This window comes from Desulfitobacterium dehalogenans ATCC 51507, from assembly GCF_000243155.2.
Classification (GTDB): domain Bacteria; phylum Bacillota; class Desulfitobacteriia; order Desulfitobacteriales; family Desulfitobacteriaceae; genus Desulfitobacterium; species Desulfitobacterium dehalogenans.
In genome coordinates, this window is sequence record NC_018017.1 from 2328346 (window position 1) to 2343030 (window position 14685).

At 44.9% G+C, this 14685-nt stretch carries 16 protein-coding genes and 1 pseudogene; 2 read left to right on the forward strand and 15 right to left on the reverse strand.

Going from position 1 to position 14685, the window contains the following annotated elements:
• Positions 1-24 precede the first annotated feature (24 nt).
• From DESDE_RS11245 to DESDE_RS23000, 14 genes and pseudogenes are all read right to left on the reverse strand, one after another.
• Complete coding sequence (locus DESDE_RS11245; protein ID WP_014794140.1) at positions 25-663, reverse strand: acetate uptake transporter family protein; 639 nt, start codon at positions 661-663, stop codon at positions 25-27.
• A gap of 98 nt (positions 664-761) precedes the next feature.
• The gene (locus DESDE_RS11250) at positions 762-2840 is read right to left on the reverse strand and encodes a heterodisulfide reductase-related iron-sulfur binding cluster (protein WP_014794141.1); all 2079 of its coding nucleotides are present in this window, start codon (positions 2838-2840) and stop codon (positions 762-764) included.
• A gap of 179 nt (positions 2841-3019) precedes the next feature.
• Complete coding sequence (locus DESDE_RS11255; protein ID WP_014794142.1) at positions 3020-4009, reverse strand: electron transfer flavoprotein subunit alpha/FixB family protein; 990 nt, start codon at positions 4007-4009, stop codon at positions 3020-3022.
• A gap of 32 nt (positions 4010-4041) precedes the next feature.
• On the reverse strand, positions 4042-4815 hold the full coding sequence (locus DESDE_RS11260) for an electron transfer flavoprotein subunit beta/FixA family protein (protein ID WP_014794143.1): 774 nt from the start codon (positions 4813-4815) through the stop codon (positions 4042-4044).
• 11 nt (positions 4816-4826) lie between these two features.
• Positions 4827-5969: an acyl-CoA dehydrogenase gene (locus DESDE_RS11265; protein WP_014794144.1), complete on the reverse strand. Its 1143-nt coding sequence runs from the start codon at positions 5967-5969 to the stop codon at positions 4827-4829.
• 42 nt (positions 5970-6011) lie between these two features.
• Positions 6012-6851, reverse strand: a complete 840-nt coding sequence (locus DESDE_RS11270) for a 3-hydroxybutyryl-CoA dehydrogenase (RefSeq protein ID WP_014794145.1) — start codon at positions 6849-6851, stop codon at positions 6012-6014.
• Positions 6852-6872: 21 nt separating this feature from the next.
• Positions 6873-8018 (reverse strand): acyl-CoA dehydrogenase, encoded by a 1146-nt coding sequence (locus tag DESDE_RS11275; protein WP_014794146.1) that lies wholly within the window; start codon positions 8016-8018, stop codon positions 6873-6875.
• Positions 8019-8357: 339 nt separating this feature from the next.
• Positions 8358-10469, reverse strand: a complete 2112-nt coding sequence (locus DESDE_RS11280; RefSeq protein ID WP_014794147.1) for a sigma-54-dependent Fis family transcriptional regulator — start codon at positions 10467-10469, stop codon at positions 8358-8360.
• Positions 10470-10689: 220 nt separating this feature from the next.
• The gene (locus DESDE_RS21190; protein ID WP_014794148.1) at positions 10690-10842 is read right to left on the reverse strand and encodes a DUF2922 domain-containing protein; all 153 of its coding nucleotides are present in this window, start codon (positions 10840-10842) and stop codon (positions 10690-10692) included.
• 39 nt (positions 10843-10881) lie between these two features.
• Entirely contained in the window at positions 10882-11031 is a 150-nt protein-coding gene (locus DESDE_RS22995; protein ID WP_083838559.1) for a DUF1659 domain-containing protein, read from the reverse strand.
• Between the two features lie 34 nt (positions 11032-11065).
• Positions 11066-11353, reverse strand: a pseudogene (locus DESDE_RS11285) (DUF3102 domain-containing protein); the annotation flags it as partial.
• Between the two features lie 227 nt (positions 11354-11580).
• The gene (locus DESDE_RS22775) at positions 11581-11706 is read right to left on the reverse strand and encodes a hypothetical protein (RefSeq protein WP_014794149.1); all 126 of its coding nucleotides are present in this window, start codon (positions 11704-11706) and stop codon (positions 11581-11583) included.
• Positions 11707-11837: 131 nt separating this feature from the next.
• The gene (locus tag DESDE_RS11295) at positions 11838-12293 is read right to left on the reverse strand and encodes a LysR family transcriptional regulator substrate-binding protein (protein ID WP_427846197.1); all 456 of its coding nucleotides are present in this window, start codon (positions 12291-12293) and stop codon (positions 11838-11840) included.
• Positions 12206-12556, reverse strand: a complete 351-nt coding sequence (locus DESDE_RS23000) for a hypothetical protein (protein WP_427846213.1) — start codon at positions 12554-12556, stop codon at positions 12206-12208. Before DESDE_RS23000 ends, DESDE_RS11295 begins: the two co-directional genes overlap by 88 nt.
• An 80-nt stretch (positions 12557-12636) precedes the next feature.
• On the opposite strand from DESDE_RS23000, the gene DESDE_RS11300 reads away from it, so the two are divergent.
• Entirely contained in the window at positions 12637-12987 is a 351-nt protein-coding gene (locus DESDE_RS11300; protein ID WP_014794150.1) for a cyclophilin-like fold protein, read from the forward strand.
• Between the two features lie 86 nt (positions 12988-13073).
• Entirely contained in the window at positions 13074-13316 is a 243-nt protein-coding gene (locus tag DESDE_RS11305) for a hypothetical protein (protein WP_014794151.1), read from the forward strand.
• On the opposite strand, the gene DESDE_RS11310 is transcribed toward DESDE_RS11305, so the two are convergent.
• Positions 13290-14684 (reverse strand): M56 family metallopeptidase, encoded by a 1395-nt coding sequence (locus DESDE_RS11310; protein ID WP_014794152.1) that lies wholly within the window; start codon positions 14682-14684, stop codon positions 13290-13292. The genes DESDE_RS11305 and DESDE_RS11310 overlap by 27 nt on opposite strands.
• Between the last annotated feature and the right edge of the window lies 1 nt (position 14685).

Here is a 14685-nt window from a genome sequence, read left to right on the forward strand (position 1 = left end):
TTAACAAATTATAATAATAAGACCTTACATTTTTTTAGCATTGCCAACAGGTGCGGGGGCATTTTCTTTGATCCAAGGCTTTGTAAGAGGAAGTATCGTTTTACCGTATGTGGTATTTAAAATTAAGGCTGCCGAAAGATACATGGCCAGAATTCCTGCAAAGAGAAGAGCGTAGCCGGCTACAGGTTTGAATGCGGGGCTGAGGACTCCTAAATCGAGGAAAGCAACTTGGACAACGGCGATATCTACAAGAATAACGATCATAGCTAGGATACTTGTTCCCTTAAAGTAAGCCGGAGTCCACATCACAAGACAAAATGCCAGAACGAGCCAAGCCCAGCCATCAATACGAGTATCTAGGGGTATCGACCATTGTTGAGCTGCCGCGAAGTATTTAACAAAAAACTCCAATCCTCCGACAAGCATAAAAAATGCTGAAAAATATAGGAAAACGTTCCCACCGAGAATCTGACCTTCTTTTAACTCAATAGCACCGACAATGACTTGAGTAACAAAGCCGCCGATCAACCAACATCCCAGCAGAGGCATTGCTCCTGCAGTAACCTTGCCGCTTAACAAAGCAAAAAAAGTAAAGCAAGCAACCCCTAGAGCGACCAGACCTGCGGGCGAAGGATTTGCCCATCCCCCATTATTATTCGACATAATTTAATCTCCCCTCTTGCTTTTTGACCTATTATCCGTCGAAAAACTTTTCGACGCTTGGTCAATTATTCCGTTTTTTCTGTTGTTTTTGCTTTTCCTTAAGACATTCTTTCAACGAGAATCTCTGCAATATCCAATACCTTCACTCTTTCCACGGCCTCACGGGCAGCTATACCGTCATTGATCATGGTTAAACAGAATGGGCATCCTGTACTCACCACTTCTGTGCCTGCTGCCATGGCTTCGTCCGTGCGCATCTCATTGATACGTTGGCCATGATGCTCTTCCAGCCACATTCTTCCGCCACCTGCACCGCAGCAGAAACTCTTCTCGTGATGACGAGCCATTTCGGTAATATGGAAGCCGGCAGCTTGAAGTAATCTTCTGGGTTCTGTGTAGATTGTGTTATAGCGGCCAAGATAACAGGAATCGTGATAGGTAACGGATCGAGTATTTAACCCCCTTTCCGAACCACCGCCTGCTTTATTAAGCTTTAATCTACCGGAGGCTAATAGTTCGTTTAAATATTCGGTATGATGAAGCACTTGATAGTTCCCGCCAAACTCAGGATATTCGTTCTTAAGAGTATTAAAACAGTGAGGGCATTGAGTAATGATGGTTTTTACTCCGTATCCATTCATCGTCTCAATATTTTCCTGAGCCAACGCTTGGAAAAGATATTCATTCCCTAAGCGGCGGGCTGAATCACCACAACATTTTTCCTCACTGCCTAAAATAGCAAAATTGACTTCCGCTGCCTTCAATAGTTTTACCAATGCTGCCGAGACCTTTTGATTCCGTGCATCAAAGGATCCGGAACAACCTGGAAAATAGAGAATTTCAGCCTCCGGATTTTCTTCCAGGGTTAAACATCCCACAGTTTTCAAAAAATCTCCTCGAGAGGACCAACCAATTCCCCAAGGATTGCTGTTGTTTTCCATATTACGGAATGCTAATTGAGCTTCCGGAGGAAAACGTGATTCCATGAGCACCAGGTTACGGCGCATATCAATGGTTTTGTCCACGTGCTCAATAAAGATTGGGCATTGTTCTTCACAGGAGCGGCAGGTAGTACAGTCCCAAAGATCTTCTTCGGGAATCACATCACCGATGAGATAAGGCAAACCCAGCTCTTCTTCAGTGAGAGCTTCTGCGGCGGCAGCAATTTCGCTTCCTTGTGCGGCGACCTCAAGGGCAGGCTTTGCCCTGTGAGCCTTTTTCAGCGCTCTACCTGTCTCTTCTATATAAGCACCCATATCCTGAATAATCTTTTTAGGATTCAGGTGTTTACCACTTAAATAAGCCGGGCAGTTATCCTGGCACCTTCCACAGCGCAAACAAGCATCCGTGTTGAAAAGAGTCTTCCAGCTGAACTCACTAAGCTTGCTTTTTCCATAAGTTTCGAGACCCTCATCTTCAAAATCGATGTTCTCCGGGATGCCAATGGGACCATGGTGCCGTAGAAATTGATTGGCGGGCGCAAGGAAGATATGGGAAAGCTTGGAGTAGGGAAAATACCCGAAAAAAAACATCACTAAAATGAAATGGAACCACCAGAGAAAAGCATGAATTCCTTCCAGGGTTGAATTGCTTAAGCCCTTGAAAAGCGGTGCCATAGCATACCCAACAAAAGCATACATACCCCAGGGATCTTCGATAGCTGCCATGCGGACAGCTTGGATGACAAAGCCAGTGAGTAAAATAGTGAGGATAAGAGCTAAGACAATGGCATCATCCTTTTTATTATCAAGGCGATCCGGACGCTGACCATAACGCCGCCAGATGGCCATCAGACAGCCAATGATGGCCAATAGCCCAAAAGCATTGGCAGTTATCTTGATAAAGATATAGAGACCGCCGTTAAACATATTGATCCCGAAGTCGGCCTGCATAGCCACAATAATGGTTGCAAAAAACAGCAGCACAAACCCCCAGAAGATAAAAAGGTGCATTATCCCAGGGAAACCTTCTTTTAAGATTCTTTTGTGTCCTAATCCATAAACAAAGATATCGCCAATTCTTTTGACCATATTTTTCCTGCGGTTCTCTGGCTGTCCTATTTGCCACAATTTATAACGCTGATAAAAACCATAGCAAAAAAAGCCGAGAGCTATGATCAACATAGGGTAAATCAGCCAGTGATGTTCAATATTCCAATAAAGCTCCCGTGTCGCCATATCCCATACTCCCCTTTCCAATCCATGACCATTACCCTTTATCCTTACCTCTATTTTTTATTGATGGGGGTACTGTCTTAGGACAGCACCCCATCTCCAACTTGAGTCCTCTCCGTTTACAGTGGTGAACTCCCGCTTCCAAGCTGCTCTAAATGGGTGAATTCCCCTGTCCAAATCTCTTACTCATTCACTAATTTCTGAAACTCTTCAGTAAGAAGAGGGACGACTTCAAACAAATCCCCAACGATACCATAATCGGCAACGTTGAAAATAGGAGCTTCAGGGTCTTTATTGATAGCAATAATGTACTTGGACGCTCCCATGCCGGCTATGTGCTGGATAGCTCCGCTAATACCACAGGCCACATATAAGGTGGGGGCTACAATACTCCCTGTCTGTCCTACTTGAAATTGATTATCAATCCATCCTGAATCCACTGCCGCTCTTGAAGCTCCTACTGCTCCCCCGACAACATCGGCTAATTTTTCAAGAATAGCAAAGTTTTCTTCCGCTTTCATGCCCCGACCACCGGAGACAACAAAATCTGCTTCAGTTAGGGCTGGTCGGCTGGTAACTATGAGAGCCACATCTTTCACAATGACCTTAAGATCTGCCGGGTCGATGTTTACCGTTGCTTCGATGACTTCGGTTTGCCTTGCCAGGTCCGGCTCTGATATTGGGAAAGATTTAGCCCTTACCGTAGCAAGACTTGGTCTACTTAAGATCTCTACAAAACTATAGGCACTGCCTGTATAAACAGGGCGTTTGTAGAGAAGGAATTTTTCCGGATCCACTTCAATATCGATAACGTCTGAGGCAAGGCCGATCCCTAGACGTTGGGCAAGACGAGGAGCTAAATCTTTTCCCACTGCCGTATGACCTAACAGGAAGGCTTGAGGCTCCTTTTCCTGAATAAGCTTTGCCAGAGCGGAAGTATAGGCGCCGGTGGTATACTGGGCCAATTGAGGGGAGTCCAGTAAGAAGACCTGGTCAGCTCCATAACTGGCGGCTTCCTGTGCCAAGTTGGAGATCCCATCCCCTGCAATGACCGCTACCAGTGGTTCCCCTGTAAGGTCAGCGATTTTCCGTCCTTGACTTAATATTTCCAAGGATATTTTACGAACCTTCCCATCAGCTTGTTCGACAAATATCCAGATTCCCTTTGGCATATAACTCACTCCTTTACTGTGTTCATTACCGATTAGAGTACTTTAGCCTCTTCACGAAGGATTCGTGCTAATTCATGGGTGGCTTCCGCCGATTCACCAGGAAGGATTCTGCCCCCTTGTCTTGGATTAGGCAGAGTATATTGGGTAACTTTTGCCTGAAGCACTAAATCAGAGGGATCAAGTCCTAAGTCACTTAGTTTAAGGGTTGTCAGTGGTTTTTTCTTCGCTTTCATAATTCCGGCTACCGATGGATAACGCACCTCATTAATTCCTTGAACTACGGTGATGACAGCCGGTAGTGATACCTCAAGAGTTGCCAGACCTCCGTCGATAACCCGCAGGGCTGTTGCTTGACTGCCGTTAAGCTCAAGTTTGGTGACGCTACTGATCGAAGGAAGCTCTAATTTCTCGGCCATGCGCACGGCGACCTGAGCTGAGCCATTATCTGTATCCATGACTCCTGCCAGAATGATGTCGTAGGGAATGGTCTCCACCGCTTTGGCAAGTATGGCAGCGGCACTTCCTTCATCCACTTCCCCTAGGGCAGGGTCATTAATGTGAATCGCTTTATCGGCTCCCATGGCTAGGGCACTGCGGATTGTCGCTGTGGCTTGATCTCCCCCAAGGGTAATAACGGTTACTTCACCGCCAAATTTCTCCTTCATTCGGAGAGCTTCTTCGATGGCGTACTCATCCAAAGGATTGATAACCAGAGTGACCCCATTGGCATCTATTTTTCCATCCTTGTTCAAGGCAATTTTAGCTTCTGTATCAATCGTTTGTTTAACGCATACCACAATGTTCATAGGGTATCCTCCTACTCTTTTAAGACATGACTGCCGATGACAATACGTTGTACTTCACTTGTTCCCTCATAAATCTCAGTGATCTTGGCATCCCGCATCATCCGCTCTACAGGATACTCACGAGTGTATCCATAACCACCGTGCATTTGGACCGCTTGAGTGGTTACCCACATGGCTGTCTCTGAAGCATGGAGTTTAGCCATAGCCGAAGCTTTGGAGACGGGCTTATGCTGGGTAGCCAGGTAAGCCGCTTGATAAACCAATAAACGGGCAGCCTCGATCTGAGTGGCCATATCCGCTAATTTAAATTGATTGGCTTGGAAATGAGCGATGGGCTGGCCAAATTGTTCTCTTTCTTTAGCATATTTTTTGGCTTGCTCATAAGCCCCTTGGGCAATGCCTAAGGCTTGGGAGGCAATGCCGATTCTGCCGAAGTCCAAGGTGACCATGGCTACTTTAAACCCTTGTCCTTCCTGGCCTAAGAGATTTTCCGCCGGGACCCTAACATTATCAAAGACCAATTCATAAGTGGCCGAGGAGCGGATCCCCATCTTTTTTTCTTTCTTGCCAAAAGTAAAGCCCGGCATGCCTTTTTCTAGAATGAAAGCAGCGATTCCCTTATTCCCTTTGCTTTTATCCATCTGGGCAGTAACCACATATGTATCGGCTTCATAGGCGTTGGTGATAAAAATTTTGGTGCCATTGATGATATAATCATCGCCATCCTTAACTGCGGTGGTTCGGGTTCCTGAGGCATCAGAACCGGCCATGGGTTCAGTTAAGCCAAATGCCCCCATTTTCTCTCCACTTGCCAATGGGACAAGATATTTTTGTTTTTGTTCTTCCGTACCAAAGAGGTAGATAGGATTAGCACATAAACTGGAATGAGCGGACACAGTTACTCCAACTGAGGCGTCTACCCGTGATAATTCCTCAATCGCTATGGCGTAGGACAAATAATCAGACTCCACACCGCCGTATTTCTCGGGAAAAGTGATTCCCGCCAGACCCAATTCCGCCATTTTGTTCCATATCTCACGAGGAAATTCTTCTTTTTCATCCCGTTCTTCAGCGCCTGCTGCACACTCATTCTCAGCAAAATCCCTTACCATTTTCCTCATCATGACATGGTCTTCGCTTAAATCAAAAATCATACTTCTTCGTCTCCCCTCATTTTTTCTAAATATCTCTACCCTTTAATAGGCATAGAAACCTCTTCCCGTTTTTCTCCCCAACCAACCTGCCTTGACATATTTTCTCAATAAGGGACAAGGTCGGTACTTATCTCCAAGCCCTTCATGAAGCACTTCGCAAATAGCAAGTACAGTATCCAAACCGATAAGATCCGCCAGCGCCAAAGGGCCCATGGGGTGATTGGCTCCCAGCTTCATGACATCGTCGATAGCCTCCGGTTTGGCAATCCCTTCGTTAAGCGTCCAAATCGCTTCGTTAATCATCGGAATCAGAATACGATTAGCTACAAAGCCCGGGGCATCATTGACTTCTACGGGGGTTTTCCCCATAGCAACGCTCAGGTTTTCAATCTCCCTATAGACCTCATCACTGGTTGCCAGTCCGCGAATGATTTCCACAAGCTTCATCACAGGGACCGGATTCATAAAATGCATGCCAATCACTTTGTCCGGACGCTTGGTGCAAGCTCCGATTTCTGTGATAGGCAATGAGGATGTGTTGGAAGCCAATATAGTATGCTCTGGGCAAAGTTTATCTAGGGTTTGAAAAATTTCCGATTTAATAGTCATATTTTCAATAGCTGCTTCGATGACTAAATCGGTTTGAGCCGCATCTTGAAGAGAAACACTGGCCTGAAGCCGTCCGAGGATGGTTGTTTTTTCTTCGGAAGAGAGTTTGCCCTTTTCCACGCTGCGGTCCAAGTTCTTTTCAATCCCTTTAAGACCGCGGGCTACAAACTCCTCCTTGATATCATTGAGGATCACGGCGTACCCTGCTTGAGCGGCCACTTGGGCAATTCCGGAGCCCATTTGCCCTGCTCCGATGACCATAATCGTTTTCATAACTTGTTCCTCCTCATGTTCTTAGATTTTATTTCTTAAATGTTTGGCAATGACAATCCGCTGAATTTGGTTTGTACCTTCATAGATCTGGGTAATCTTGGCATCCCGCAGATAACGTTCTATAGGATAATCTGTGATGTAACCATTTCCCCCGAAGATCTGCATAGCATCATTGGTTACTTTGACCGCCATTTCAGTAGCAAATAATTTGGCCATGGAGGCCTCTTTACTGTAAGGCAATCCCTGGACCCGGTTGGCTGCGGCCTGATACACCAATAAACGAGCGGCTTCCAGTTGAGTAGCCATATCCGCAAGCATGAATTGAATCCCTTGGAAATTCATAATCTCCTGTTTAAATTGAACCCTCTCCTGAGCATAGGCCAGAGCCGCTTCAAAAGCGGCCTGAGCAATCCCCACAGCCTGGGCTCCAATCCCTATTCTGCCATCGTCAAGTAATGCCATAGCGATTTTAAACCCCTGTCCTTCTTCCCCCAATCTGTTTTCAACAGGGACAACCATATCCTCAAAAATCAATTCACAAGTGGATGAGCCGTGGAGCCCCATCTTCTTCTCCTTTTTCCCTATGATAAAACCGGGGGTACCCGCATCTACTAGAAAAGCTGTAATTCCACGTGAACCTTTCGTACGGTCGGTAGAAGCCAGCACTGTATAGACCCCGGCATAGCCTGAATTGGAAATAAAGCGTTTGCTGCCATTGATCACATAATGATCACCACGGCGCTTTGCAGTTGTTACTAAACTCGAAGCATCGGACCCTGAGTTGGGTTCCGTGAGTGCAAAGGCTCCAAGCATCTCTCCTCTGGCAAGTTTCGGCAAATACTTCTGTTTTTGTTCTTCCGTACCAAAATAAAAAATAGGAAAAGTGCCAATGGTTGTATGAACCGCCATGATTATGGTAGTGGAGGCACAACCCCGGGCGAGTTCCTCAATGGCTAAGGTGTAAGAAATAAAGTCTGAACCGGCCCCTCCATATTCCTCCGGTATAGGGATTCCCATAAGTCCCAGTTCGCCCATCTTATGTACTAACGTCAAAGGAAACTCGTGACTTTCATCGGTATAAGCTGCTTGGGGAATTACCTCTTCCTCTACGAAATCTCTTACCATTTTTCTCATCATTATTTGATCTTCCGTAAGGTTAAAGTTCAATGAACGCGACCTCCTTGCAGAGTATCTATTTTGGTATCCCTAGAAATACCTGAATCTTATAAATTATCTGTTTATAATGCAAATTACGTGCCAATGTGAATTAGATTTTTATCTCAAGTTCATGAAGGACCTGAATTCATTGGTTTATTTTCTAAATTTTTAAAATATTTCATCTATTTGTACATGTGAACTCAAAGTTTATATGTCTCAAAAAACGGACATTATTTTGACAAGAAATTAAAAAAGGCTGGAATTCCAGCCTTTTACATCCCTATGTCCACAAAAAAGGACACTGTCTCAAAACAGCAACAGTGACTCCTCGCAAAGACATTGGTTGAATTATCCTTGAATATTATATTTAGCCAGCTTTTTATATAGAACAGAGCGGTGAATCCCCAAGATTCGTGCAGCCTGTACCTTGTTGCCTTGAACGCGGCGGAGAGTTTTATCAATAATTTCACGTTCTGCTGCTTGTAAAGCATACTCCAGGGTCTGCTCCGTACCTAATGACATTGTTTCCATGACTCCCGGCAAAGCCAAATGCTTCGGCAAAACCCAGGCTTCATCACAAATTACTATGGCCCGTTCCAAGATATTCTCCAGTTCACGAATATTGCCCGGCCAATCATAAGCACATAAATGAGTAATACTTTCCGGTCTCAAGCCCTGAATATCCGTACCCAGTCTCTTATTGATTTTTTCAATTAGTCCTTTGGCAATAAAACCAATATCCTCTTTACGCTCTCTTAATGGTGGCAGATCGATGGCAAGAACGTTAAGGCGGTAATAGAGATCAAGGCGGAATTTATGTTCCATCACCATTTTGTGCAGATCCCTGTTCGTAGCTGCAATAATCCGCACATCGACTTTTATGGGTTCTGTCCCACCTAAACGCTCAACTTCACGTTCTTGCAGCACCCGCAGCAGCTTGGCCTGCATACCCAAAGACATATCGCCGATTTCATCAAGAAAAATAGTCCCTTTGTCAGCAAGTTCAAATTTACCGGGCTTTCCGCCTTTCCGAGCCCCCGTAAACGCTCCTTCTTCATAACCAAAAAGTTCTGATTCCAGCAGGTCTTCCGGCAAAGCTGCACAATTCACTTTTATATAAGGCCCATTACTGCGATTACTTGATTTATGAATAGCGTGGGAAAAGACTTCTTTCCCTGTACCGCTTTCACCCAGGATCAGAATGGTAGAGGTTGTTTGCGAGGCACGATGTGCTAAGGATTTAGCTTTTTTCATTCTGGGACTTTCGCCGATAATATCATCAAAAACGAATTGAGAGGAATGGAACTTGCCTAACTCTTCTTTGTAGTAAGCAAGATTCTCTTCCAGGCGCATGACTTTTTTCGCAAACATTTTGGCAATTTCCATATTTTTGAAGAGGGTCTTGGCCAATGCCCCTACGACTTTACCTTCCCGTTCAATGGGGACCCGCATGATGATAAAATCACGCCCCTTAAGATGCCAGGTCTCGCCGAATTGCGCTTTACCTGATTTTAGGGTCTGAGGGAGATTAGAATTAGGACTGATATCATTAATCTTTTTGCCGATGACATCCTGTACTTTAACCCCTATGACATCCAAAAAGAATTGGTTCATTAAGACAATATTCTCTTGATCATCGATGACGACCATGCCTTCATAAGAATTCTCAACCACAGCCTCCAGTGTTGCCATCAGCTTTTCATTGGAATTTAAACGATGGCTCACCTCTTCCAGTTCAGTAATATCTTTAAACACGGCCACTGCGCCAAGAACCTTGTGCCCTAATATGATGGGCAGGAAGTCTGCTTTGGTGTTAAGCTCACCGTAGCTCATAGGAATTCCCCGCAGTTCCTCACCCGTTGCCAGCGCTTTATAGGTTAAGGAGTTCGGGAAAAAGTTTTTAATGGGTTTACCCAGTACTTCCTCGGCATTAAAACTCAGCAATTTTTCCGCAGATGGGTTAAAGAAAACGATACGCCCTTGAGCATCAATAGCCACAACAGCATTATGAACAGCTTCGATGGTTTGGCTGATATAGAAATCCAAGTCGTTCAGCAGTTGGTACAACAGGAACAGATTATCATAAAATTTGAATTCTCCTTGGTACTCTCCCTTGGTATCGACCACAAAGGCTGTGGGCCACCCTTCTGTAATTAGGATATTGAGATTAAAAAGCAGGCTATTCTCTTCCGGAAGCAGCCAATCTGCCGGCCGTATATAGGAGGCAATGGGCGCCTTAGGATCAAACTTCCCCTGGGTTAAACTTTCAATAATATCGGCAGTACCTAAGACACCTATAAATTCCCTTTTTTTACTTACTACCGGTATATGTGTACGGCCCTCGTTTAAAATAATCTGCAGAGCATCGGCCAATAAAGTCTCTTCATCAAGATAAAAAGAGGAGAGAATCAATTCCTGGCTATCCAGCAAAGAAAGACCACTTGAAATAAAGCCATTCATGTTTACCTCACCTCACTACCTTCTGTAAGATCATTTTTATGAATTGAACTCTAATAATATTTAGAAAGGGGCAACGCTGCAAATTATATACTATTCCTAATTTTCTGTATTTAATCGGTAAATCCTCTTTTTCCCCAATTAATTATTTGAATTAGAGAAGAAGAATCCCGCTGCCGGCTGCAGCAGCGGAAATTCTTCTCATTCTCCCCGACTTGTTCCGTTACGGCTCAAGAGGATCGTACAAATTCTCCGTCACATTCTGAACCACTTCTTGGGTCAGGCCCTGTTTAGGGTTGGAGAGCGTGATCCCTGCCGATTTGCCGCCGCTGGTCAGGAAAGATAACCTGATCACACGGTTCGTTGAAATAGGCAATATATTCACCCCCTTCCCTGAGACATTTTTCCAGGGTCCTTACTCCTCTTCAAGCAGCTGTGAGTTCCTGCTTACGGTGATATCCACAACCTGATCCGTCACCAGGCTGAACAGCGCGGTGGCGATCTCGTGGAGGTCCTCATCCGTAGCCGTGGACTTCAGGCCGGTGATGCCCTTCTTCCTGATCAACGGGCTGCCGGAAGGCGTGGTCCCTGTCTCGCCTCAAATTACCAACTGGCTGGTAATTTGCATCACCTTTGCCTGAGGTGAGCAACTTAGGCCCATATTCCTCATAGAGGCGCATGAGATTCCTGGCTGTGCTTCGGGAATAGCTCACTGACTCCGCCAGCCATTTCAGCCATTCCCCATGGGGCAGCAGGGCCTTGGCTTCCTTTAGGCGCTTGCCGATCTCCACGGCGCTGATCAGCAGAATTCTACAAGCCTGCTGTCTTATAATCAGAATTTCCGTAGCGATATTTGAGGGCTTGCGTTCGGTGTTCATAGGATTCATTTTGGCTACCCATCCCTTTTGATGCTTTTTTATAAACTATGTGGCCAAGTTTATAAAAGTGAGGGATTGTACGCAAAAAAGCCGTTGTCAGCAGACAACGGAGCTTTATAAATCAAATTATAGATCGCCACGATATTCAGCTTTTTAGAATCATCCCGAGGCTATCCTGATACATTTCCCTACCACCATCAATTTCCCCGGTAGTTTTAGTCCCTAATTCAAGCAATTTAGATGGCTTTATCCGCAAGTTGGTCTTGAGTCATGCCCTCCCTCTTGCGATAATAGGCAATATTCAATCCAAGAGCTATATATTTATCTCTGTTTTCAAGGGCAATTTTTGTACTTCTGGCCATATACAATCACCTCAGTAAAAGCTTATCGCGCAACGCAGCCGATATACATAAGCTGATTAAGAACTATCTTGATAGGTGTAAGGAGTAATGCAACCAATATTATTTCGAGGGAAAATAAGTACCCCTTGAATTCAGATTTCTTGGCGCATTTTCTCCAAGAATTTCTCTGCCGCTTTCGAAAACACCTGATATTTCTTCCAAACGATATTTAAATGCGCTTCTACTCGTGGCTCCAGTGGCTTAAAACAAAGACCGCTGGAGCTGGTGGTGTTCATCTGTTTATCCAAACACAGCGCATAGCCAATCCCTTCCTCTACCATGAGCACTGCATTATAAATCAGATTATAGGTCGCCACGATATTCAGCTTTTCAGAATCATCCCGAAGCCATCCCGATAGTTCATTACCGGCAAGAGCCTGTCTGGAGCAGAGCAGTGGTATATCCCGCAGGTTCTTTGGCCCTATGCTGTCCAGAGCGGCCAGGGGGCTGTCTTTTCTCATCAGTAAACCCCAGGTATCTGTTGCCGGAAGACGCAGATAATCATATTTTTGGATGCTCGCCGACCCAATAATGACTCCGAAATCCAATAGCCCTTTATCATTACATCATCGGCATTCCCGCTGTACAGATGATACTGGATATGGGGATGTTCTTCCTGAAGTTTTTTTACTACTTTGGTAATAAGCCGCATGGCATCTGTTTCCCCGCTGCCTATGTAAATATCCCCGTTGATGAACCCTATGCGTGATTGCTTTGATGGGTTGCTCGAATAACCCTCCGTCAAACTCACCAGCGTCTGCGCCGTCTGTAAGTACCTCCGCACCTTCCTCAACTCCGACAGAATCGTCAAAGCCCTCCCCTCCTCCGGCAGAATCGGGCACACAGGAACCACCGCCTGCGGAGCAGGATACGCAAACAGAACGTAATGCCATGCCAAGCTTAACCCTTCGCATTGGCAACAAAAATTTCAGGGCAACCTTATATGACAATGATTCGACACGGGCGCTGCTGAAGAAGCTGCCCCTGACCTTGACTATGGATGAACTGAACGGGAACGAAAAGTTCTACTTTTTTTCAGAAAAGCTTCCTGCCGCCAGTGAACGGGTAGGGAGTATCAAGACCGGTGATTTGATGCTCTACGGCTCCGACTGCCTGGTGCTGTTTTATGAGAGTTTTCCCACTTCGTACAGCTACACAAGGCTTGGCACCATTGACGATGTGACCGGATGGACCAATGCTCCGGGGAGCGGCAGTGTTGAAGTGACTTTTAGCATTAACTAAGTAATACAGCCTGCCTGTGGCCTTCCTTTTGATCGGCCACAGGCAGGCATTGCTCTATGAAGCGTTGGAAAGGAATGGTCATATTCATGAAAAAGAAACTATTAGCGCTGCTGATTGCATTCTCTATGCCGGCAATTTTCCTTTTCACAGGCTGTGAACAAGCCGCACCGAATCTTTCTGCCCAGGCAAAACCGCCACAAAACAGTGAGCAGACGGGAACAGCATCATCGGAAAAAGAGGAAAGCACAGTGCCGGGACTATCTAAGCTACAAAGTCCTGACACTGCCCCCATTTTAAGTGTATTATTTTATCACTTGATAAATTTCTAAGGTTCCACTACTATAATCGACTATCTCTGTCGGCTTATATGTACTATCAGAGTCTATGAAACCACGTGACCATTCAAACACATTTTCAGAATTAGACTCGCTTTTAATATATACCCTGCAGGTATCACCGCTAAATCCTGCACAATGACTACCTTCATTTTGTGTTATAAGAGTAAAGTTTATTGGTGCACTGACTCCTTTAAATGAAAATATCAAATCCTCATAAGCTTCTGCAATCAAATATGTCTGTGTTGGATTTGTATCTGAAAGTTCAAAAGAGATACTTTCTAATAACACAACATCTTTCCTTATTGGACTACCATTAACAAATGATATTGGCGTTGGTGATTCTTGGTTTTCGTTTTCTAATGCCATTTCAACAGCATCACTACTAACCGCAAATGCAACACCTGTACTTAATGTCAATAACAAAATAGCGCAGGCTATGATTACCCCAACTCGCTTTTTGCCAGCATCCATAATTGAAGAAATCCGTTCTTTCATTCCTTTTTTGCCTCCATAAAAACTGGTAGAAAGTGCGGTTTTCACTTTTGATTGACATTGAACCACACCGATAATTGCTTCGCTATACTGCTGGCGCATATCTGCATCTATACTGCGTACCACCTCGGCATCACAGGACATTTCGCATAGTGCATCAATCGCCTTTGCCATCAGATATACAAGGGGGTTAAACCAGTGAATTGCTTTTGCAGACAGCACTAAGCACCTATACCATAGGTCTTTGCGCTTGTAATGAACAAGCTCATGATTGAGAATAAACCGAAGCTCATCCTTTGGAAACTTCGTGGTCGGCAGCAGTATTTTAGGTTGGAAAAATACTATTAGCATAGGAGTGCCAATACTTAAACACTGATAAAGGTTAATTTGCTTTGATATACCTAACTCTGCCTTTAGGTTTTGGAACAGGCTCAATATCTGTTCGTCTGTAATTGTTTCACACCAGCGCTTTGTCATCTTTATAAAACGATAGTGCTTTACCGTGTGATAGACAAGAAAAGCTATCATTCCGGCCAGCCACACCGCCGCCGCAATTTGCCACCATGATAATGAAATATGAGATACGTCCGAGGATGACAAAGCGCTTTCAACCGGGCCTGCGATCTGTGTTCTATTGCCTATTTGAATAGTAGGTGTCGCTGTTTCAGTAGGAATTATCTTGACAAAGGGATTGTCAAACTGGGGCCGGAAAGGGATAATCAATCCAATCACAATAATCAACCATGCGTAATACCGCCCCTTAGCGGAATACCGCTTTGCCAGCAATGGCGTAACCGCCATATAAAACAAAGCAATAGCCGACATGGTAATTGAACAGGTTAGAAGCGTGACGATAAAACTTTGCACA

Bases quoted from the DNA above. Each gene is read 5' to 3' on its own strand.
- DESDE_RS11245 (WP_014794140.1), bottom strand. From the start codon at position 663: ATGTCGAATAATAATGGGGGATGGGCAAATCCTTCGCCCGCAGGTCTG.
- DESDE_RS11250 (WP_014794141.1), bottom strand. From the start codon at position 2,840: ATGGCGACACGGGAGCTTTATTGGAATATTGAACATCACTGGCTGATT.
- DESDE_RS11255 (WP_014794142.1), bottom strand. From the start codon at position 4,009: ATGCCAAAGGGAATCTGGATATTTGTCGAACAAGCTGATGGGAAGGTT.
- DESDE_RS11260 (WP_014794143.1), bottom strand. From the start codon at position 4,815: ATGAACATTGTGGTATGCGTTAAACAAACGATTGATACAGAAGCTAAA.
- DESDE_RS11265 (WP_014794144.1), bottom strand. From the start codon at position 5,969: ATGATTTTTGATTTAAGCGAAGACCATGTCATGATGAGGAAAATGGTA.
- DESDE_RS11270 (WP_014794145.1), bottom strand. From the start codon at position 6,851: ATGAAAACGATTATGGTCATCGGAGCAGGGCAAATGGGCTCCGGAATT.
- DESDE_RS11280 (WP_014794147.1), bottom strand. From the start codon at position 10,469: ATGAATGGCTTTATTTCAAGTGGTCTTTCTTTGCTGGATAGCCAGGAA.
- DESDE_RS22775 (WP_014794149.1), bottom strand. From the start codon at position 11,706: ATGGCCAGAAGTACAAAAATTGCCCTTGAAAACAGAGATAAATATATA.
- DESDE_RS11300 (WP_014794150.1), top strand. From the start codon at position 12,637: ATGCCAAGCTTAACCCTTCGCATTGGCAACAAAAATTTCAGGGCAACC.
- DESDE_RS11305 (WP_014794151.1), top strand. From the start codon at position 13,074: ATGAAAAAGAAACTATTAGCGCTGCTGATTGCATTCTCTATGCCGGCA.